Annotated in this window: 23 protein-coding genes; 11 read left to right on the forward strand and 12 right to left on the reverse strand. The window is 46.0% G+C overall.

All coding sequences use genetic code 11. The annotated features are described in order from the left end of the window. Positions 1-33: 33 nt before the first annotated feature. Entirely contained in the window at positions 34-564 is a 531-nt protein-coding gene (locus DOM22_RS15145; protein ID WP_142701184.1) for a CAP domain-containing protein, read from the reverse strand. Positions 565-824: 260 nt separating this feature from the next. On the opposite strand from DOM22_RS15145, the gene DOM22_RS15150 reads away from it, so the two are divergent. Beyond that, positions 825-4,028: a kelch repeat-containing protein gene (locus tag DOM22_RS15150; protein ID WP_210415639.1), complete on the forward strand. Its 3,204-nt coding sequence runs from the start codon at positions 825-827 to the stop codon at positions 4,026-4,028. 18 nt (positions 4,029-4,046) lie between these two features. Here the strand turns inward: DOM22_RS15150 and DOM22_RS15155 are convergent, their stop codons facing one another. Next, positions 4,047-4,673 carry a hypothetical protein gene (locus DOM22_RS15155; RefSeq protein ID WP_142701186.1) on the reverse strand — a complete coding sequence of 209 codons (627 nt, stop codon included), beginning with the start codon at positions 4,671-4,673 and terminating at the stop codon, positions 4,047-4,049. Positions 4,674-4,804: 131 nt separating this feature from the next. Here DOM22_RS15155 and DOM22_RS15160 point away from each other — a divergent pair, with 131 nt between their 5' ends. Further along, a complete protein-coding gene (locus DOM22_RS15160) occupies positions 4,805-5,032 on the forward strand; it encodes a hypothetical protein (RefSeq protein WP_142701187.1) in 228 nt (75 codons plus the stop codon). A 2-nt stretch (positions 5,033-5,034) separates the two neighbouring features. Further along, positions 5,035-5,496 carry a hypothetical protein gene (locus DOM22_RS15165; protein WP_246845679.1) on the forward strand — a complete coding sequence of 154 codons (462 nt, stop codon included), beginning with the start codon at positions 5,035-5,037 and terminating at the stop codon, positions 5,494-5,496. A gap of 72 nt (positions 5,497-5,568) precedes the next feature. On the opposite strand, the gene DOM22_RS15170 is transcribed toward DOM22_RS15165, so the two are convergent. The 3 genes from DOM22_RS15170 to DOM22_RS15180 all read right to left on the reverse strand — a co-directional run bounded on the left by DOM22_RS15170 (position 5,569) and on the right by DOM22_RS15180 (position 8,424). After that, entirely contained in the window at positions 5,569-5,826 is a 258-nt protein-coding gene (locus DOM22_RS15170) for a hypothetical protein (RefSeq protein WP_142701188.1), read from the reverse strand. 118 nt (positions 5,827-5,944) lie between these two features. Then, positions 5,945-7,675 (reverse strand): hypothetical protein, encoded by a 1,731-nt coding sequence (locus DOM22_RS15175; protein WP_168196674.1) that lies wholly within the window; start codon positions 7,673-7,675, stop codon positions 5,945-5,947. Between the two features lie 92 nt (positions 7,676-7,767). Then, positions 7,768-8,424 carry a TetR/AcrR family transcriptional regulator gene (locus tag DOM22_RS15180; RefSeq protein ID WP_142701190.1) on the reverse strand — a complete coding sequence of 219 codons (657 nt, stop codon included), beginning with the start codon at positions 8,422-8,424 and terminating at the stop codon, positions 7,768-7,770. Between the two features lie 136 nt (positions 8,425-8,560). On the opposite strand from DOM22_RS15180, the gene DOM22_RS15185 reads away from it, so the two are divergent. Both DOM22_RS15185 and DOM22_RS15190 read left to right on the forward strand, forming a co-directional pair. Next, positions 8,561-8,869 carry a hypothetical protein gene (locus DOM22_RS15185; protein ID WP_142701191.1) on the forward strand — a complete coding sequence of 103 codons (309 nt, stop codon included), beginning with the start codon at positions 8,561-8,563 and terminating at the stop codon, positions 8,867-8,869. Positions 8,870-8,896: 27 nt separating this feature from the next. Continuing rightward, a complete protein-coding gene (locus tag DOM22_RS15190; RefSeq protein ID WP_142701192.1) occupies positions 8,897-9,223 on the forward strand; it encodes a hypothetical protein in 327 nt (108 codons plus the stop codon). Between the two features lie 50 nt (positions 9,224-9,273). Here DOM22_RS15190 and DOM22_RS15195 read toward each other — a convergent pair whose 3' ends face one another. After that, positions 9,274-10,056, reverse strand: coding sequence for a dienelactone hydrolase family protein (locus tag DOM22_RS15195; RefSeq protein ID WP_142701193.1), 783 nt, complete (start codon positions 10,054-10,056; stop codon positions 9,274-9,276). A 214-nt stretch (positions 10,057-10,270) separates the two neighbouring features. Here DOM22_RS15195 and DOM22_RS15200 point away from each other — a divergent pair, with 214 nt between their 5' ends. The 3 genes from DOM22_RS15200 to pyrE all read left to right on the forward strand — a co-directional run bounded on the left by DOM22_RS15200 (position 10,271) and on the right by pyrE (position 12,218). Beyond that, positions 10,271-11,311, forward strand: a complete 1,041-nt coding sequence (locus tag DOM22_RS15200) for a CNNM domain-containing protein (RefSeq protein ID WP_142701194.1) — start codon at positions 10,271-10,273, stop codon at positions 11,309-11,311. Positions 11,312-11,316: 5 nt separating this feature from the next. Next, complete coding sequence (cutA, locus tag DOM22_RS15205; protein WP_142701195.1) at positions 11,317-11,631, forward strand: divalent-cation tolerance protein CutA; 315 nt, start codon at positions 11,317-11,319, stop codon at positions 11,629-11,631. 68 nt (positions 11,632-11,699) lie between these two features. Beyond that, positions 11,700-12,218: an orotate phosphoribosyltransferase gene (gene pyrE / locus DOM22_RS15210; protein WP_142701196.1), complete on the forward strand. Its 519-nt coding sequence runs from the start codon at positions 11,700-11,702 to the stop codon at positions 12,216-12,218. On the opposite strand, the gene DOM22_RS15215 is transcribed toward pyrE, so the two are convergent. From DOM22_RS15215 to DOM22_RS15230, 4 genes are read right to left on the reverse strand one after another with little or no spacing between them, the layout of a single operon-like run. Next, a complete protein-coding gene (locus DOM22_RS15215; RefSeq protein WP_142701197.1) occupies positions 12,215-12,985 on the reverse strand; it encodes an ABC transporter substrate-binding protein in 771 nt (256 codons plus the stop codon). The two genes, pyrE and DOM22_RS15215, sit on opposite strands and share 4 nt — an antisense overlap. 36 nt (positions 12,986-13,021) lie before the next feature. After that, positions 13,022-13,861: a class I SAM-dependent methyltransferase gene (locus DOM22_RS15220; protein ID WP_142701198.1), complete on the reverse strand. Its 840-nt coding sequence runs from the start codon at positions 13,859-13,861 to the stop codon at positions 13,022-13,024. Between the two features lie 2 nt (positions 13,862-13,863). Then, entirely contained in the window at positions 13,864-14,919 is a 1,056-nt protein-coding gene (locus DOM22_RS15225; protein ID WP_142701199.1) for an alpha-ketoacid dehydrogenase subunit beta, read from the reverse strand. Then, complete coding sequence (locus DOM22_RS15230) at positions 14,919-16,040, reverse strand: thiamine pyrophosphate-dependent dehydrogenase E1 component subunit alpha (RefSeq protein ID WP_142701200.1); 1,122 nt, start codon at positions 16,038-16,040, stop codon at positions 14,919-14,921. The genes DOM22_RS15225 and DOM22_RS15230 overlap by 1 nt, the downstream gene beginning before the upstream one ends. A gap of 255 nt (positions 16,041-16,295) precedes the next feature. Here DOM22_RS15230 and DOM22_RS15235 point away from each other — a divergent pair, with 255 nt between their 5' ends. After that, the gene (locus DOM22_RS15235; protein ID WP_142701201.1) at positions 16,296-16,484 is read left to right on the forward strand and encodes a hypothetical protein; all 189 of its coding nucleotides are present in this window, start codon (positions 16,296-16,298) and stop codon (positions 16,482-16,484) included. 1 nt (position 16,485) lies between these two features. Here DOM22_RS15235 and DOM22_RS15240 read toward each other — a convergent pair whose 3' ends face one another. Further along, on the reverse strand, positions 16,486-17,415 hold the full coding sequence (locus DOM22_RS15240) for a prepilin-type N-terminal cleavage/methylation domain-containing protein (RefSeq protein ID WP_142701202.1): 930 nt from the start codon (positions 17,413-17,415) through the stop codon (positions 16,486-16,488). Next, entirely contained in the window at positions 17,412-18,401 is a 990-nt protein-coding gene (locus DOM22_RS15245) for a type II secretion system protein (protein WP_168196675.1), read from the reverse strand. Before DOM22_RS15245 ends, DOM22_RS15240 begins: the two co-directional genes overlap by 4 nt. 86 nt (positions 18,402-18,487) lie before the next feature. Here DOM22_RS15245 and DOM22_RS15250 point away from each other — a divergent pair, with 86 nt between their 5' ends. Together DOM22_RS15250 and DOM22_RS15255 are read left to right on the forward strand one after the other, a co-directional pair. Beyond that, a complete protein-coding gene (locus tag DOM22_RS15250) occupies positions 18,488-19,531 on the forward strand; it encodes a hypothetical protein (protein ID WP_142701204.1) in 1,044 nt (347 codons plus the stop codon). A gap of 21 nt (positions 19,532-19,552) precedes the next feature. After that, positions 19,553-20,179, forward strand: coding sequence for a hypothetical protein (locus DOM22_RS15255; RefSeq protein ID WP_142701205.1), 627 nt, complete (start codon positions 19,553-19,555; stop codon positions 20,177-20,179). Positions 20,180-20,196: the final 17 nt, after the last annotated feature.

A 20,196-nucleotide genomic window follows, 5' to 3' on the forward strand; every position in this document is an offset into this window, starting at 1 on the left:
CGCTTTTGTTTAGCGAAGGCGAAGCTTAGCGGATTAGCGGTTGGTGTTGGTGTAGAATACTTGGGTGGCGTAGCCGTTGTAGAGGCCTATGCCTAGAGATTTATAATTTGGGCTTAGGATGTTGTCTCGGTGGGCGGGGCTTACCATCCAGCCTGTTACCACACTCTCTGGGGCGTAGCCTTGGGCTATGTTTTCTGCGCAGCCGGATTGGATGTTGAAGCGTTTGCATCTTTGGGCGAAGGTTTCGTTTGAGCGGTCGTGGCTTAGGTAGTTTTTGTCGCTCATGTCTTTGGATTGTTCATAGGCCATTTCGGTGCAGGCTTGGCAATATACGAGGGCTGCTAGGCCGTTGGCTGCGCGTTGGGTGTTTGTGGCTTTGAATACCAGGCATGTGTTTGCATCCATGTTGTAGCAACCGTCGCTACCCGCGCTTGGTAAAGTTACGCTGCCGCCACCGGCGCCCTGGCTGGAATCTATTCCTAATACGGAGGCTGCTTCGAAGCCTCCGTTACAGGCTGCTAGTGATAGCGTCAGTGCGATGAGTGTGAGAACTTTCTTGTTCATAAAGTTAAGGCTAACTAAAAAATAAATTACTAGGTCGAAAATCGTTCATTTTCTCAGGGCGAGGCTATGCCGTCCACGACGTTGGCAGTTTCGGAATAGTTCGAGGACATATCCCGAACAACAATCTGAAAATCTCAAAGTGAGATGCTCCCAAAGCTGTTGTTTGGGTCAACAAAATATCCAAAACTCCGATAAGTAATCATATGTACGTGAGTGGTTTTGTACGATTTCTTTCTCTACTCATATTCTTGGCATTTTGCGTGGGTTGCACCATCGATGCAAACCTGTACGATGGGCTTATCACTTTACCTTCAGTCGATACGCCGGCACCCGGAGTTTATTCTTCCAAAGCCTCTCGATCCCTTTATCCCAGCAATCGTCGTGTTCGCAATACTGCAACCACTCTGCAAGATGGTCGCATTTTGGTAATTGGTGGCGTCTCATTAGACTCATCCATTGCTGCCCTCAAGAGCGTGGAGATTTTTGACCCCACGACTTCTCGGTGGACCGATGCTGCACCCCTTGCGCAGGCTCGCGCTCGTCATACAGCGACTTTGCTTGGTAATGGTAAAATTTTGGTGGTTGGTGGATCTGATCAATCGACCTACTATGCGACGGCTGAACTCTTTGATCCGTCAACGAACACTTGGAGTTCTGCAGGCACAATGACCGTGATGCGTTCAGATCATTCCGCGACACTGTTGCAAGACGGTCGTGTCTTGATTGCTGGCGGCGCCACCAGTGCAGGGTCTTTCACTGCCTCCATGGAGATTTATGATCCAGCAACAAGTTCTTGGAGTTCAGCCGGAACAAATTTACCCGAGCCACGCATGAATCACGCCGCTGTTTTATTGAACAGCGGGAAAGTATTTTTTGTAGGCGGGCAAAACCCACCGGTGGTTTTAACTACGACCGCAATTTATGATCCCATGGGCGCACCGACTTGGGGAGCTGCCCCTACCTTAACAACAGGTAGGGCTTATTTGACCGCCTCACTTTTAAAAGATGGTCGAGTGGTCGTAATCGGCGGTATTGCGAGCACTGGCAATCCTTCCCCACTCGTGAATATCTTTGATCCCTCTTCACCCGGTTCATTTTCGTCTGGAACAAGTTTGTCCACCGCCCGCTACGGGCATACTGCAACTGCCGTGGACAATCAGGTGATCGTCACAGGTGGCTTTTCTAACAACAGTGCTTCCGCAGCTTTGGATGATTCCCTTATTTACAATGCGGGCTCAAATACTTGGTCTTCACTGGGCACTCTAAGAAATGGTCCGCGGACTTTGCACACAGCAAATCCTTCTGGCGATTACTTATATTTATTGAATGGCAGAGACGGAAATTCCTCTCCCGTTAACATGTTTGAAAAAATTGATATCAGCAAATTTTCTTGGAAACTTGAAGGCAGCATGGCTACTGATCGGGCTATCCATGTAACTCTCGCACTACCAAACGGGAAAGTTCTTGTAGCTGGAGGGCTCTCCAATCCGTCCAACACCGCATTTACGTATTTAGATTCCAGTGAAATTTTCGATCCAGCCACGGGGTTATGGAGCGCGGGCCCGACTCTGCCTATGAAGAGAATGTGGTCTACGGCCACCCGTCTTAATGATGGACGATTTCTGATTGTCGGTGGAGTTGATGAAACAATGACAAGAATAACTTCCACGCTTTTCTACACCCCGTCCTCGAACTCATGGACCGCAGGGCCTCCGATAGCAATGGGACGTATCGGCCATAGCGCCAGTCTCCTACCAGACGGTCGAGTCATCATTATGGGCGGAAATGAAAACACAGGAATCTTTCCACCTTCAAATAAAACGGAGATTTTTGATCCTACGACCAATCAATGGACTGCAGGTCCCAATATGCTAACTGCAGTCTCAGAACACACAGCCGTGACCTTGAATGATAACACAATTCTTCTCGTGGGTGGTCTTACGACCACCACGCTGAACTCTGCTTCAGCTGTCGTTCAACTTTACAATCCGACAACGAATTCATTTACAGCAAAAGCCTCCCAATCCGTGGGACGTTATCAAGCAAGTGTTGCACTTCTTCCTTCAGGCAAGGTGCTCTCCAGGGGCGGGATAGACTCCTCTCAGACAATTCTTGCCAGCAGCGAAATTTATGATCCTAACACCGACGCGTGGACTGCGGGACCCAATCTCAACATTGGTCGACGCGCACACAATTCAATATCTTTGCCGAGTGGAAAAATCTTAATAACAGGTGGCGCAACTAGCAATGTCTCTCCTTTAGCTCCCGCCGCCAGCAACGAAATCTATGATCCTGTTGCGAACACTTTCACGGCCGATAAAGTGAGCTTCACGAATGTGCACTCTTTAGGTACCTTGGTGAAACTGCCGGATGGAAAAATTCTGATGGCCGGTGGGGTCGATCCCAATTACACTGTCGCTACGACTGAAACTTATACAGAAGGTCAACTGAATGTCTCTTGGATAAGCAACACGTATTTGCTGCAAGGGCGAGGAGCAAATACATCGACCGTGCTTAAAAGTGGCAAGGTCCTTTTCACGGGGGGCCAACGTCTTGCGGAGGCCGCGGTCCTAACAGAGACGTCGGTTATTTTCGATCCAGACACAAATACGATGATCGCGGGTCCCAATATGACAGAGTCACGTGCTTATCACACGGCGACTTTACTTCCATCTGGCAAAGTTTTTATCGCTGGCGGCATAAACATGACGACAGGTGAATCTTCTACGGGGGAAATTTACGATCCCACCACCAATGCCTTCACTCTTATTACACTGCCAAGGGCGCGTTACCTTCATTCCGCTTTTGTTTTACCTAATGGACGCCTTCTATTAACAGGTGGAGTGAACAGCTTGGGAAATCCTTTGGAAAACGATGTCTATGATCCAACGACGGGAACTTGGAGCAGACTCGCAGACCGCCCCTCGCCTGATGCGATTGAAGTTGTTTATCCTTTGAATGATTCCGAGTTCTTACTCTTAGGAGCTTTCGGAACTAAGAAATACAACTCCACCACGGACACATGGACTTCCCTTGCCACTTCGCCTATCAGTCGAACATTTCCGACCGTCTCCCGATTGAAGTCGGGTCTTATTTTTGTGGCGGGAGGAACCGACGGTGGTACCGGAAATCCCTCTGACGCCGTTGAAATCTATAATCCCGATACCGACACGTGGACATCAGTTGCGAGCTTAGATGTTCCACTTGTTGCAATGACCTCCCAAGCTTTACCTGATGGCAAAGTGGCGATCATCGGTGGCAATCAAAGTATCTCGCAAAGTCTCGCAGAATCAGCTGTTAGAATTTATGATCCGTCGAACAACCAGTGGAGTTTCGGTACTCCACTGAGCGAAGCACGTTTCTCTCATTCATCAGTGGAAATGTTAGATGGGCAAATCGTTATATTTGGCGGGGCAAATCTGACCTTTGGTATGCTTCCATTTTGGGAAACTCTAAACTACTAAAGAATACAATCCTCGTTGCTAGTACATCAATTTCAAAGTGAGCATCGCGGAGGCAATCGTACCGGTGCCTTTGGTGGTGCCGGCGGTGGTCGTCGTGTTAAGTTCTGTGGTCGAAGAGCGTCCAACATATTCGATGACTATATGCTCTCCGATAAACCATCCCACGCCCAGCATCGCTCCCATGCCGCCTTTAGCTTCGTAACTGCCCAGGAAGGTGGAGGCCGGTTTAAAATTCACCGCGCCATAATTCAACGCCAAGGGGATATAAAAGGAATCCCACCGATAAAGAGTACCGCCATAAATATTATGCTGCTGGTATTGAGAGGCCGCTCCAAAACTGGTCGTGCTCATACCATTATAGGTCAGCTTTTTTAATTCCCTGACGCCCCCGTATTCCAGGCCGCTGATAGCTCCCCAGGAATTTTTCGGGGCGTACCAGATATGAAGACTGAATCCCGAGGCTCCAGAGTACTCCATGTCGTAATTTCTGGTGGTCGTCGTTCCCGAAGTTGGAGTTTCTTCGTTTTTCAAAGCCACTAAAAAATTAGGGCTGTAACCGCCTCCAATACCGATCTTCCAGGCAGACTCCTCGGCGTGCACTTTTAAACCAGCAAGGAGAATCAGAAATACAAATACAAACTTCATAGGCGACTCCTTTTTATAGATAAACATTTGTTTGATTATAATAACACGATAAAAAATGTTGTCTGGGCGATGGTCTGGAAAAGTTAAACTTTGTCTCGTTTTACGCCGATGGAAACTGTGGAGAAAACATCATGGATCGTGATCAACTTATCGAAGAAATCAAAAAGCAGATTATGGAAGAGCTGAAGGGTGCAGCGTCCCCGCTCACCGACAAAATCTCTTCTGAACAAAAAGCCGAGATGGTGGAAATGAAAAACTCTGTGGAAAGTTCCGTAAAGGAAAATCCGTGGATGGCGGTGGGCATTGCAGCCCTTGCAGGCTTTATGATTGCCCGTCTTCTTTATCGCAGGGAGGATTAGTTATGATGAAATTTATCTTACCTCTTTTGTCTTTCCTAATAGGTAACGCCAAAGGCTTTATCAAAGAACCGGCGGAAGCATTTTCGCAACAACTCGCCATGCGAGTGCGTTCGTTGACGACTTTGTTGGTGGCAGTCATTGGCTCCCTGGCTTTAGGTTGCGTGGGACTTTCCCTGTTTATCGCTTCGATCGCTTCACAATTGGACAAGAATGAAGAATTCCATGTCTCTGGTGGAATGATCGTTTATCTGTGCCTGACTGTGGTTTCGATTGGCGTTTTGATTTATTCATTAAGCAGCAAAACTTGGATGAAGAGTCTGGGTTTTGAGGAAAAACCGTCGCAAGCAGCTTCCACCGGCAAACGCGCTTCGGGTGCTTTGGAAAATGCGGTGGCTCTTTTAGTGATGGATTATATCGACGAAAGGAAATCTCGTCGTGACGAACGTCCCCACTCTCGCGATTAATTATTTCTTAAAGCACAAATAAAAAAGGCAGCCTCGATGAGCTGCCTTTTTTATTTTAATTCTGTCCGGGAATTAGTAACCGTTACCACCATAGTAACCGCCATCTTCATCATACCCGCCACCGTAGCCGCCGCCATCATATTGACCGTCGTTATCTTGACGACTGCCGTCTTCATAAGGACCGTTGCCACCATCAAAAGAATCACCGTTGCCGCTGCACTCGTAAGATTCTTCTCTTGGGTCGCAACCTTCTGCGGGTTGAGCTGCGAATGCAGATGTGAATGGAGCAAAGATCGCAGCCATCATCAAAGCCATAACCAGATTTTTCATTCGTAACCTCCAAATTAAGAACCCCTGCTTATCACAGGGGACACACTTGGACTAATGAAATATAGTGAATCTTTAGAACGGAAAAAAAAACGCTGCAGAAATTCTCAAATGTTAACTGTTATCGGGCCAAACCATTCATAAATTCTAGAACCCGGTCGGATAATTCACGCGAGTTATTGATTCTTTGCACGGCACTTCCCGCTTCTTCTTTATCCGCAGCAGAAGGTTCATGATACTTTTGCAGATAACTTTCCACTTTAGAACCGAACACATGCCAATCAACTCCATCTTTGTCGGCACTTGGAAACTCAGTCAACACACCCATGCCACGTTTTGCATACAGACGCGAGCCTTCAGTTTTAGGATTAAAGGTATAAAGTGCCTGCCCACAAACAGATAAGTCGCAAGAGCGATTCTCTGGAAACATAGTTTGAATGGTTTCAGCAAATACTTCGTTTAATGCCTTCGCACGCAACTCTGCGCTCTTTGCCATAAAGAACTTCACCGGCTCATAGATTTCTCCGGCCTTCAAATAAACTGGTTGTCTTCCTACGAACTCACCATTCACCACGCGAGGTCCCACTTGTTGCATCGTGATGCCTTCCACAAGTGCAGGACGAGGCATTCTAAAACCTTCACCTAGGTATGCTTCCATTTTCAATAGGGGAACTTTATTCTCCCGTATCAAGGACGGATCTACGATACGATCCGATTGCGCTGTGGGATAATCGTTAAAGATCGTCGAACCAAACTTACCTGTGTACTCAACCCATTTGCCAGCGTCAGCATTAAAGATCTGGGCTTTTCCATAAGACGCGCGATTCAGCCCCATGGCCGCCAGCAACTCGCCAGAGTCTTTCTTCCGAACCATAACATAGTCTGTTGAGTTTAAAGTTTCCAGAACTTCAGAGAAGTCCGCCTTGATAAACGATTCACCCCAGTGACGGCGTTCGACGTATTCCGGGTAAATTTCTGAGATCAACTCGATCACCCAGCTTTTTTGCAACTCTTTACCTTTTGCAATCGCTGCCGAAGAAACTTGAGCCTTGCTTGCGAATTTGGTTCCGACCACGATCACAACCATGTCTCCACGATCATATTCTTCGCGAAAAGCAATTCGGCCCAGATTTGTACCTGATACGGATTCCACTGGAACTTCAGTGACTCGACTTTCTTTAGTGTAACTACGACCCCGAGCTAAATTCACGCCCGCCTTCATCTCCGCGCGATCGCTCGCGTCCCATTCTAAACGACGGCTATCAAATATCGCGTCGTACTCGGGATAAGTTTTACCAGATTTAATCACGGCCACGATTCGATCTAAATACTTGTGCAAAGCTTTGGAATAGGTAGCTTGATTTGGAAATTCATTTCTGCGCGGCAGATCGGGAACTTCAAACCCGCCACCCCACTCGGTTGTGCGGAAGGTGTACGGCCCCCCTTGTGGCGAGTGAGAAGAGATGTATTCATAACGAGTACTGGCCGCGGCTACCTCGGCCTGAATATCTGCCTGAATAAACCCAGGCAATTCATCGTTACGGCCAAGATTGGATTTCGCAAAATATTTACTTCCCATGGTGTAGAGACGACTGTCTTCACGTGGAGCTTGTACAAACTCACGAGGAATACTGCCCATGGGCTGCACAGGAGTTTTAGCTACTGGCATTGACTTGAGATAGCCGGTCCAAGATTTTGGTGGAAATGCAGATGAGTTCTCAGTGGCGTCGACAAAGATTCGACCACAGCTTTCAGCCCCATGGGAGAACGATCCCCACAGTAGCACCAGTGATACCCCCAGCAGGGTTCCTATGAATTGTCTAACAGCTGTATAAAGGCTAAACAATGCCACTGGTAAAAACCTCCAAATTCGATTTAAAACCCACCTGGTTAAAAGTGGTTTTCTCCTCTTATGGAGTTCAAATGGCATGCCCCTTCAGTGCACTATTTGATAACACCTGCCACGATCATTTTGGCCGCCCTAACGGCGTCTTGCTCAACCTGTTTGTATTCTGACTTCACTCTTTCGGAACAGATTTCGATGATGGCTCCGGTGATAATTCTTTGCACTGATTTGGCAGCGAAACGCAAATCCTCAGGGTTCAATTTCTCGCGCTTGTCAGCGGAGATCTGTAACTGAATGAAGGATACAATTCTATCCGCTCCAATGTTCGTCAGGTTCTCGTGAAGCTTGCGATAGCGATCCTGCTGCGACGACACCATAAAGAACAAGATCCACGCTCTTAAAGCCACGGGTTGTTCATGCGCCCAAGCCACCGCAGCACGAACGTATTCAGAGAACTGCACGTCAGGATCATTACTCTGAGAGAAGGCCGCAATAACGGCCGCCTGATACTGCCCGCGAATCAATTTCATCGTCGTTTCAAAGAGAGCTTCTTTGTCTGGAAAATAGTGACTGACCAGGCGGCGGCTGGTTTTCGCTGGGGTTGCCACATCGTCAAAGCTAACGTGTTCATAGCTGATGGCTGCATAAGCCTTAATGGCGCCTTCTAATATCTCAAGGCGACGCTTGTCTGCTTTAGAGAGCTCACGTGGGAACAATTCGGAATAGATCTGTCGCTGTGTCGATTTTTTGTCCATACCTAAACATTTTATACCAAGTTCACATAAAGTTCATAATTATTCCCAAATTGTGAATTTAAAATTCCCATTTTGGGAAATTGAGGGTACAACACAATGCATCAAGTAGCGAAAAACAATTATTAAAGGAGTTTTTATGAAGGTTCTTAAAACATTAGTTACATTGGCGATTTTGTCTTCTTCAACGGCTGCTTTGGCTCAATATGTACCTGCTCCGGCTCGAGCAGCTTGTTCTTTGGATGCATTAAGAGCAGCAAGCTTTATCGATGATTCCAGCTGGGGTAGCGACAGAAGTGAACCTTTGCGTGTTATTTCTTCGAAAGGTTCCTATAACTCTGCGACTTACCAAGTTTACTCACCGTTAAGCGGAGTAACATATACTGTCGAAATTTACCAAGCTAGAAAGTCTTTATCTTGTGTAATCACTAGCATCGTCACGGAATAATAAAAAAGTCTAAATAAGGAGACTGAAATGAAATCACTAATTATCGCTTTAGTAACTATGACTATCAGTACTTCAGCATTCGCAGCAGCGGCATCTCACGTCAACGCTGTGGCCTGTGGAATTGCCGTGAGCGAAAACGAATTTGTTGCGGAATCTCGCGCTTATTCAAATCCGGCCAATGACCAATATCTTAGCAATCCAGGAATTTTGGGAACTTTGCTTTTTGAACTAACAAAATCCGCAAAATCACCAGTCCTTAAGCGCGGCCGCCAATATTGCGTATGGGGCAAATTCATTGTTCCAGCAGATGGTTCAGAAGGTTCAGTTGAACCCTACAGTGTCCAAGAAAAATAATGATTAAAAAAAAGCCCGGTGATGAACCGGGGCTTTTTATTTGGAGTGAGCTATTTAACCGGAGCCACTTCATTCAGGAAATTCATGAAAACATCCCAGGATCTGTGATCGGCTTTTTCATTGTAAGCGACACCTTTGCTGGGATCATTGCCCGCGTCTTTTTGAGTGAAGGCATGAACTGCACCGGAGTAGGAGATGAATTGGTAATCGACTTTGTTTTCGTCCATTTCTTTTAGGAACGGCATCACTTGCGGATTTACATAGTTATCCATAGCTCCATGGAGAATCAATGTCGGCGCTTTGAAATTCTTAGCATCTTTCGGAGTTGGATTTGAAAGATCACCATGGAAACTTACAAAGCCCGCCGCTGGAACTCCTGCACGCCCCAACTCAAGTGCTCCCATGCCGCCAAAACAGTATCCGATCACAACGATGTGTTTTGGATCGACCTTTTTATTTTTCTTAAGCCAATTGAACGCGGCCATCTCGCGGGCGCGATAAAGTTTGCGATCATTTTTGTATTGGCCTGCCAGCTGTCCTGCGCCTTCCGTGGTGGTGGGGCGAATGCCTTTACCATAAATATCCACCGCGAAAGCCACGTAGCCTTTTTCAGCCAACATTTGCGCGCGCATTTTTTCGTTATTAGATAAGCCCATCCATTGGTGCACGATCATCACGGCAGGTCTTGGTGTCGTCACAGAGTCGTCATAGGCTAAAAAACCCTCAAGCTCAGTTTTACCTTCTTTATAATCGACGTTTTCAGTTTTAACGGCAGCCGATGCGGAGGCCGCCATCAGGATCAGAGCGATGCTGGATATAAGTGCTTTAAACATTCTAAACTCCTCTTGGTATATGACAAAAGTCTAAGTGGATAGGGTCAAGAGGTCAAAAGTCCCACCTCAGCTGTGATAAAGAACACCTGAGGAATCTAGCCCTGCGCGTTATAGACAGCATCCTTCAGGCGCATGCTATTATTATCGCAATGGAATACCACAGGCTTTGGCCAATCAAATTCTCCCTTTCAATCTCAACATTAGTTAAACATCTATGTCGTTACTTGTCCTTTTAGTTATATCTACTTTAACAATCTCATTCGTTTGCTCGATGTTGGAAGCCACGCTGCTGACTTCGACTTCGGCATATATCGCAGTCCTGGTTCGTGAAAACCGTCGCAGTGCCAAGCTTTTGGAACATCTAAAAGATAACTTGGACCGCCCGATTTCCGCGATCCTGACTTTGAATACGCTGTCACACACTTTGGGTTCGGCGGCGATCGCCTATCAAGTGCAGGCAATCTATGGCGTTGAAGCGGTGACTTTTGCGTCGTTTATTTTGACGTTTGCCATTTTGGTTCTCTCGGAAATCATCCCGAAATCCATTGGCGCGGCTCATTGGAAATCTTTGATTCCTTTCACGGCGTACACTATTCAGCTGATGATCATCTGCCTTTATCCCCTGGTGCTAATGTCCGAATACTTGGGACGTATGTTCCAGCGTCGTGACGAAGAACCGGAAGTCACTCGCGAAGAAATCCTGATGACTGCCGAAATGGGTGTTGAAGAAGGGACTTTGAAAAACAAAGAATCCAACATCATCAAAAATCTTTTGATGCTGGATAAGATTTATGTGTCTGACATTATGACTCCGAGATCTGTGTTCTTTGCCCTGGAAAAAGACCTGACAGTCGAAGAGGTTTTTAATAAGTACAAGCCTCTGCGTTTTTCTCGTATTCCGGTTTATCACGGAAGCCTGGATAATATCGTGGGCATGACTTATCGTTATAAAATTCACGAAGCTCTTTCCAACGACCAACATGAAAAAGTCGTGGGCGAGCTGGTCACTCCGATCTCTTCTATTCCAGAACGTATGACGGTGTCTCAAGTCCTGGATTATTTTATCAAAGAAAAAGAGCACATTGCCTTGGCTGTTGATGAATACGGTATCGTCGCCGGCCTGGTAAGTCTGGAAGACGCTGTTGAGACACTTTTAGGTGTGGAAATCGTCGACGAACTTGATTCCGTGGAAGACATGCGTAAGTTCGCTTTAGAGCAATGGCAGTTGCGCAAACAAAAACTGCGTAAGAGCTAATCCCCATGATCATCTATTACATTCCCTGTCCCGAGCAAAAGAGTGCTGAAAATATCGCTCGCACTCTTTTGCAGGAAAAACTTATTGCCTGTGCGAATATCATTCCTGGAATAAGTTCGATGTACTGGTGGGAGGGAAAAATAGAGACAAGCTCCGAGTATATTCTGATCCTGAAAACTCTTGAAAGCTCTGACGCAAATAAAAATTTAGAATCCCGCGTGAAAGAGCTCCACCCCTATGAAGTTCCCTGTGTGATGGCTCTCCCCGTCGCATCAATCAACGATTCTTTTAAAAACTGGCTTGAACAAAGTCTTAAATAAATCCAAAGTTAACTTCCGAAGGTAACACAAGATTACTCCCACAAAGCCGGAGTAATACCGGAGGAAATATGACTCGTGCGGAACTCGCTAAAAAAATCTATGACGTCGCTCACTTAACCGGAGAATTTAAACTTCGCTCCGGTCAGATTTCCAACGAATACTTTGATAAATACCGCTTTGAAGCACAACCTGCTTTGCTTCGTGAAATTGCCAAACAAATGGTGCCGCTGATTCCTGCAGACACAGAGATACTTGCAGGTTTAGAAATGGGAGGCATCCCTATCGCCACGGCCTTGTCCCTCGAAACGGGCATTCCTTGTGCTTTTGTTCGCAAAGAGGCGAAAGATTATGGCACCCGTCAATTCGCCGAAGGTTTGGATTTAAAAGGTAAAAAAGTTTTGGTGATAGAAGACGTGGTCACCACAGGTGGTCAGGTCGTTCTATCAACAGCAGACTTGCGCAGCATTGGCGCAAATATCACCCATGTTTTATGTGTTATTCACCGTGGTCCACAATTCCCTGAGCCTAAGCTTCAGGAAATTGGTGTAACATTGTCGCCGCTCTTTATGAAAGCTGATTTTAACTAAAGCAAAGTTCCATCAAGAAAATCCCCACTCGTCATTGGCGGCGGCTTGATGGAGCGCTTTCCACCCCAGCCGAACACAGTCTGCACCAAGTTACGAGATGTGTCCGGCATATCACGATTCCCAGCCATCCATAGACTCTGCGAAAACAATTTTTTTAAAGATCGGACCGTTCGCACCGACTGTCCCTGAGAAATAAAATTCTTTTGGGCTTCGGCCATAACCGTCGGATGTGTTGCCCAAATATCAATTCTTCCAGACTGAAGTTTTCGGTAATTACCAAGGTCTTCGGTCATGCCTTCAACTTTGGAATTCTTCCCCGTATAGCGCAACAGTTCTTGCTCACGCGCGCTGCCACTTAAAACACCGATACGGTACTTTCTTAAATCCTTAAGATCTGTGATTTGAATATTCGAGTCGACGGCATACAACCAGCAATCGACATCTGCTAAGTGGACAATCCAATTGAATTTGTATTCTCGCTCGAAAGTACGAGTGAACGGAAAAAACAACGCATGAGGATTTCTTTCGACTTCCAACAGAGCCCTTTTCCAGGGCACCCAAACGACTTCGAAATCTTTTTCTTTTCCGGATTTTTTAAGAGTGGCGGCGATCAGTTTGCCAAACTCGCCACCAAGACCATCCACACCATCCGCTTTTTTGACAACAGTTGGCGGGGTTTCGACTGTATATATTTGGATTTTAGATCGCCCGGCCTCGGGTGAGGCGGCCGCCATGAATCCTGCTAAAACCATAATATTCAAAAACATTATTTGTTTATAGCTCAGGACTCATTTGTCTACACCTTATTTCTCGGCAACGACATAAGCGATCCATGATTCGCAAGACTCACCGTGGTCGACACGCGTGAAATTACCGTCACCAGAACCATCTTTTGCAGTTCCTTCCCAGTAAACGTGACTTTTAGCAAAACCCACTTCATGCATGATCTCGCGAATTTCGGAAATACTCCACAAGCGCCAGTCATATGTAAAAACCTGTTCAATTTTCTTACCACCCACACGGAAGTGAATATGAAAAACAGCGTTGTTCGTCACAGGGTCAAAGTTTGTCTGATCCCAGTAGTAAGTGAAATCTTTGTGCTTCATTCTGTCTTCGATAGCGTCGTAGCATTGACTGCCACCGAACACATCCAGCAAGAAGATACCGTCTTTGCTCAACGTTTTGTAAGCGTTCGCAAAATAATTTTTCAGCATCCATCTTTGCTTAAAACAGAAGTAAGAAAAGTTCATCGCAGCGATGATGTCAGCCTTTTCCAGACTAGGATCCATCACGTTGCCTTCGATAACCTTCATACGTTTTTGCTGCTCAGGTCTCAGCTTAGACAGATAGTGCGCTTTACCGTAAGCAATTGGCTCTGGATCCAAATCCACGCCAATTGACTGATGTTTCGGATCCAGCTTAATCCACTCTGTTGAAAGCGCAAATGTACCGCAGAAGTCTTCACGGAAAATTCGCGGAGCTTTTTTCTTAAGCTCCTTGTAAGTATTGCGAATGAAAACTACATCGTTTTCAGCCGACTGCACAGCTTTGCTGTACAGTTCGTATTTATCAAACTGCGTTTTTCCAGTTTTCTTTGAAACTTTACGACGAACTTTTTTTCTGTGACCGACTCCCTTCAACATGACTACGGAACCTCTGCAACGATTTCACGAATCGCTGTTTCGATGTCGTGGTGTTGAGGAACAGAATTTTTCTCTAGGTTGGGATGCAAACCGATACCTGGCAAGTTTTTACCTGCAAGGACGCGAGGACGCGCCATCAACGAATAGAAGCACTCTTGAGTTGTTCTGTAAGCCAAATGCTCACCGAAGTTCGTTACTTCAGTGTCTTCGTTTACGAACAATACACGACCTGTTTTTTCAACAGAGGCTTTAATCATCTGCCAGTCGTATGGATAGATCGAACGCAAATCGATCACTTCCACCGAAATACCTTCATCTGCCAATTTCTTAGCAACTTCGTCACATAGGTGCACCATGCGGCTGTAGGTAACTACAGTGATGTGCTCGCCCGCGTGAGTAATTTTACCTTTACCAATTGGCACGATGTATTTCTCAAGCTCAGGCCACTTAGCTTTCCAGCCTTGAGAGTTTTGTACGGGCTTATCGATCATTGATTTCAAAGTTTTTTCGTCCTCTGGTTCACCAGGGATCAACTCGTCACCTTTATGGCGCATCAATGCTTTAGATTTCAAATAAAGAACCGGATTTGGATCTTCAATGGCTGCCAACATCAAACCGTAAGCATCCAAAGGATTCGAAGGCATCACAATCTTCCAACCTGGCAAACGAGATGCCCAAGCGTCGAAAGAGTGAGAGTGGTAAACGGAACCAAAGATCCCGGCTCCCACCGGAGTCATCACAACCATTGGCAATTGAACTTGACCGTTTGTGCACCACAAAGTGTTGCCGGCGATTTTCAAAAGATCGATCGTGTTGAAGATATAATCTGCGAACTGGATTTCAGCCACGCACTTATCACCTGTCATCGCGATACCCATCGCCATACTGATGATACCACGCTCGTCCAGTGGAGTGTTCCAGGCTGTTTTTAGCCCTTGAGTCGCCGTGAATACGCCCCCCAGTGGAGCGCCCACGTCCTGACCGAAGATGTCTTTAACGCCCATGTGTTTTTCACCGTAGTGAAGGGCCATTCTGATTGCTTGAGCTACGCTTGCCATTAGAATTTTCTCCAATCAGCATTTTCATTATTCACGAACACATGATCCCACACTGTTTCTGCAGCAGGACCTGCTTCACCACGAGCTTGTTCTTGAGCTTTAACGCCCTCTTCCTCGTAGATCTCCCAAATTTTTTGCGCAGCCTTTTCAGTCAAGATACCAGCAGCGATCAATTTCTCTTGGAACTTGTAAACCGGATCGAACAGATCTGTTTTACGGTTCGCACCGTCTGCAGACGAGTGACCGTACAAGCGTGTCGTTTTTACTTCTAAGAAAGACGGCTTACCCGTTTTGCGGATGTAATCCATTTCTTCTTTCAAAGCTATGTATGTCTCAACTGGATTAGTTCCATCGATCACGCGCGAGCGGATGTTGAAAGCTTTCGCACGGTCCGCGATATGAGTCTCGCCATGTTGACCTTCATACGGAGTGGAAATACCAAAGCCATTGTTTTGCACAGTGATCAATACTGGCAATTCTTGACCTTTACGAGATGACCATACCAAGCATGTTGCAAATTCGCCCTCTGCCGTACCTGCGTCACCACCCGTTACGATCGAGATCGATTTGTGACCCGCGCGTTTTTGTGCGTGCGCTGTTCCGCAAGCGATTGGGTATTGAACTTCGATAGGAGAAGTTACAGGAGCCACGTTCCACTGAGGGAAGCAATAGTGACCTGCGAAGTTTCGCCCCCCTGTGGAAGGATCTGTCGCACGATTCATCATCAAGCGAACGGCTTCGATCATTGGCATACCTAGCGCAACCATCGTTGGCGTACAACGGTAGTGCAAATGGAACCAGTCGTACTCAAGGCCTTTACCTTTACGGGCTAGTAAACCCAATGGAACTCCGAAAGCTTCCTCGCCCGGACCACCGATCCAGAAGTAACCTTCACCGGCTTTGTAGATTTTGATAACACGCTCTTCAAGAACGCGGGATTTGACCATCAGGTCGTGCATGCTCAACAAAAGTTCTTCAGACAAACCACCGAAATCAGATTTTTTCGGTGCAGCTTTTTTTGAAGACTTCGCAGCGGATTTAGTCGCAGCTTTTGCCGGCGCTTTTGCTTTTGCAGAAGCGGTTTTTTTGGCAGCTGGTTTTACAGTGGTCTTTTTAGACATGTACTCAGTTCTCCACGGTTTTTAATCACATAAATCAAGGCCCCTATCTAAGCGAGAACAGGTCAAATTGTCTGCCTTTTTCACCCCAATTGACGCAAATAGTAAAAATCCCTCAAAAACCTGCTGTAGGAAGCGGCATATAGCCGATTTGAGCGCTAAAATTTATGTCATTTTCTCGCCAAGTGATGCTTCAAGCTGAGAACTTCAACAGTGCTTCAACACTCCCAGGCCAGAATGTACTAATTGGAGGACGTTATGGCTTACAGATACGAATCAAGTGCCGTCTATGAAACTAAAAGAGTGCAAAATCTGACGATGCAAGAAATCAATCAAGCTATTTGGGAGTTGGGTCAAAAAGCTGACGAGTATGCGCGAAAAGCGTGTATCAGCTCTAAAAAAGCAGCCGCAGCCGTGATGAAAGCAAAACAGGTTTTTAGCAAATGACCTAAAACGTCGCGACCGTATCAACGATTTGTTTGTACTGGTCGGCCTGCGTGACGGAGTAATTCATCGAACCATAGGTAAAAGTGAAAACTCCGTTTTCAGCCTTGGCGTTAAAGGAGCCCGAAACACAACTGAATCCCGTAGCCGTTCGACTTTTCTGCGAATAAGGACTTGCGAAGCATTCTTTGATCGAACCTATCATGAAGCTGGATTTCGGTTTTCCTGCAAGTTGGCTTTTCAAAGATTTAAGTTTTTCTGCGACACATTTTTGACTGACTGGTGCGTTGGCAGAAACTTGTGAGCAATCCTGGGAGGCGGTGCACTGGCCGGTTTTAGCATCAAAGAGGCCGCCAAACCCCAGGCACGCACTTTTTAGTACATCTTGATAGTTATTGCCATCACCACCGTTGCATTGACTGATCAGACCGGCCTGATTGACTGAAATAGGAAATGAAATGGTCTGCGATTTTGTCTCGTGGATTAGTTCCTTGTGAGGGCGGTCAAAAACGATTTCAAGATTCGCATTTAAGGGAACCACTTCGTCAGGGGAAGTGAAAGTATGATCTTTAAAATCCTTCCAGCTTTCTTCTGTCGCGAACAAACGCAGGGATTTTACGCTGTGTTTTTCTTGTTCTAACTTCATACCATTTTTGATGATCTCAGCACCATTACCGTCTTGAACATTATCCACCAACAGCACCCCTTTCTCGTCCAAGGTTCTTCCTTTAAAGGAAGCATCACAGGATTTTCGAGTGTAGATACTGACCATTGTATTATTCATAAGATCTGATTCACTCAGCTTATTAGCCGCCAGAGCATTGGAATCTTTGGAAATCTTAAGTACCGTTGCAAGACCTAACGTAACTAAGGCCACGAGGGCGATAGCAGCCAACAGTTCAATGATCGAGAAACCGTTATGCTTCATTCTCATTTTGCCCCCACAGTGATTTTCATCAAGCCATCGGTTTGATATTTTATGACAAGCTCGAAAAGGTATTTCGCCAAAACCGGATCTGATAAAGTGTAATTGGTTGCACCTTGAGTGTACGAAAATTCCGTCGGTGTCGCAGAAAAGTTAGTACTGCCCAACTGACATGTGGTTTTATCAGTGGCCACCACCGCGCCTTGTGAGTTCGCCAGACAGTCTTTGATTGTACCTTGCAGGCCCTTTACGACCGCCGCTGTTGGAGTACTGTTTAAGTCTTTTAGCTGATCAGAAAGTCCCGCTGTTAATTTATCAAAGCACTCTTTCGAGACTGCCGAGTTTGCAGGAATACTGGCGCAGTCTTGTTTAAAATTACATTGTGAAGTTTCGATATCAAAAACGCCGCCCAGTTGTTCACAAGCGACCTGCTGGGCATTCGCCACCATATCTGCCTGGGACGAAAGACATCCCACCACCACACCCGCGGCATTTAAATAGACCGGAACGGAAACCGCCAAGGAGTTTGATTTAGAGGAGATCTGTTCTTTTTGTCTTTCCAATTCAATTTGAATATCGATATTCGCAATATAGTTATTGGTACCTAATCCCGACTGCGCATCTTTGAAATGCTTCCAATCTTCTTCACGAATTTTGGCTTGCACTGTTTGCACCAACAAATCATTTACGGGCGATTTAATCCCTGGAGCCAGCAATGGTTTGTTAGATAAGTCCACAAACTTTTCAGCCGACGTACCGCCCGTTTCGCTGAAGCTCATGTTCTTAAAATTCTTTTCGCAGATTTCAGGATTCGTTAAACTTTGCTGCCAGGATAAATTCAAATTCGCAGCGGAGTTGCGCATCTCTACTAAGTTTGCGCCTTTGAAGGATGTCTGAAAGATCGCTCCCAGTGCGCCGACAAGAATCGCCACGAGGGCCAAACTCACCAATACTTCTATTAATGTATAGCCCGATTTACTACTGATGTTTCCCATCGTCATATTTCTCTTTTCTGAAACAACCAAAGTTTGATTTAGAAATATTGTTCACTTTCCGAAAAGAATAACAGTGAGGGTCGCTCATGAAAACTGTTTCAAAACACACGTTTCTAGTGAACTCGGAGAATGGTTCAATCCTGGTCAGCGTTCTGGTCCTATCGACTATCATGTTGGTCTTTGGATTATCGCTGATGACTTCATTAAACGATTCCTTCAATCTCAACACGCTCGCACTTACAAAAGTCAGTCAGATGAAGATCGAAGGCATGGTAAAGTCAGCACTTCAAAATGGGAATTCTTGTAACAAGAATTTTACCGACGCCGTCTTGGATCAAAACGGTCGTCTCAACTTGAGCAGTATTAAGGGACAAGCAGACGAAAGCTTGCTCGAGGCAGATCAGATACTGGGAACACGCGACTTAAAGATTACAACAATTGCTATTGAGACCGCACCTGCTGATTGGGCAGCCTATACAGTCAATAAAAGTTCTGCCACCGCGCCGTTGGCATTGGATGCAAAAATTCGAATTCGCTATCAAAAGCTAAAAACGTCCGTTGGCTCGAATCAGACTTTCACTGATATACCGTTGCATTTTCTAATCGATAAGAATCAAAAAATAGTTTCGTGCGATACTTCAGATTCTGCGGGACAAACACTGTGCCTGCAGTTGGGTGGAGCTTTTGATACCGCCAGCAAGAAATGCTCATTTAATATTAATTGTGCGAATTTAAATGAAGCAATGTTGCCGTCCGGTACTTGCGTGATGAATCAGATCACAGACCTGCAAAACAGTATCGACTCTGCCGTCGAACAGAAACAACAAACGGATTCGAAAGAAGCTGAAATGCCCGAAGTACCAAAACTTGCGGCCTCTGCATACCCCCAACCACCGCAATGGAAATCCTGGGAAAACATGGTTAAGTCCTGCGTGCAGACTCCCCAAGCGGCTAAATTCACCGGATCGACCCTGTCATGTTCGCTGGGCTCGTTTACTATCACTGCGGGGCCTACCGAAGTTAAAATGAGTATGGGAGCTATGAACTATCAAGGCGGTCCTGATGATGCGGCCTTTATCATGGACCAGGTTCGCCAGATAATTCTGACCTATCTTGCCTCGACTCAATAGAAATCTTATTCTATTGGCATCATGACCAACACATATCCATCCCTCGTTTTTGGGCTTAATACGCTTTGGACTTTGCTTAAGTATTCAGCCGCACTCTTCGCCCTGGGATTCGTGCTTCATCACATTTCTATTATTCTGCGTACGAAAATTTCACAGTGGCTGGGACCGAATGCGTTCATGCTGATTTTCTCTCCGGGAATCATGATTCACGAAATCAGCCATGCCGTTGCAGCTTTTCTCTTTCTTCATCAAATCGAAGACATCAAACTTTTTGATTGGAAAGCCAAGGACGGTTCTCACGGGCACGTGGTCAGCAGACCTCGTTCCGTCATCTGGCCTTTTAAAGTCTGGATAAAAATGGGCGAGCTTTTTATCGGCATTGCTCCTTTGATCATTGGCCCCTTGATTTGTGCTGCTGTTTTTTATTATTTTATTCCAGGTGGAAAACTCTTTACTCACACCCCCCGTTTTGCAAACTTCCCGGGTTTCTCTTGGGGGCTGATTGCATGGTGGTACTTGGTGATCGCCGTCTTTTCGCAGATGGAGCTCAGTGATGCAGACCTTAAAGGAACTTGGAAGGGTTACCTTTGGATTATCTTCACCTGTCTGGTCATCGCAATGTTCCGCTTTTATTGGGCGAAAATTTAGTCTCTAGTGCGGAAGAG

This window comes from Bdellovibrio sp. ZAP7 (genome assembly GCF_006874645.1).
Taxonomy (GTDB): Bacteria; Bdellovibrionota; Bdellovibrionia; order Bdellovibrionales; family Bdellovibrionaceae; genus Bdellovibrio.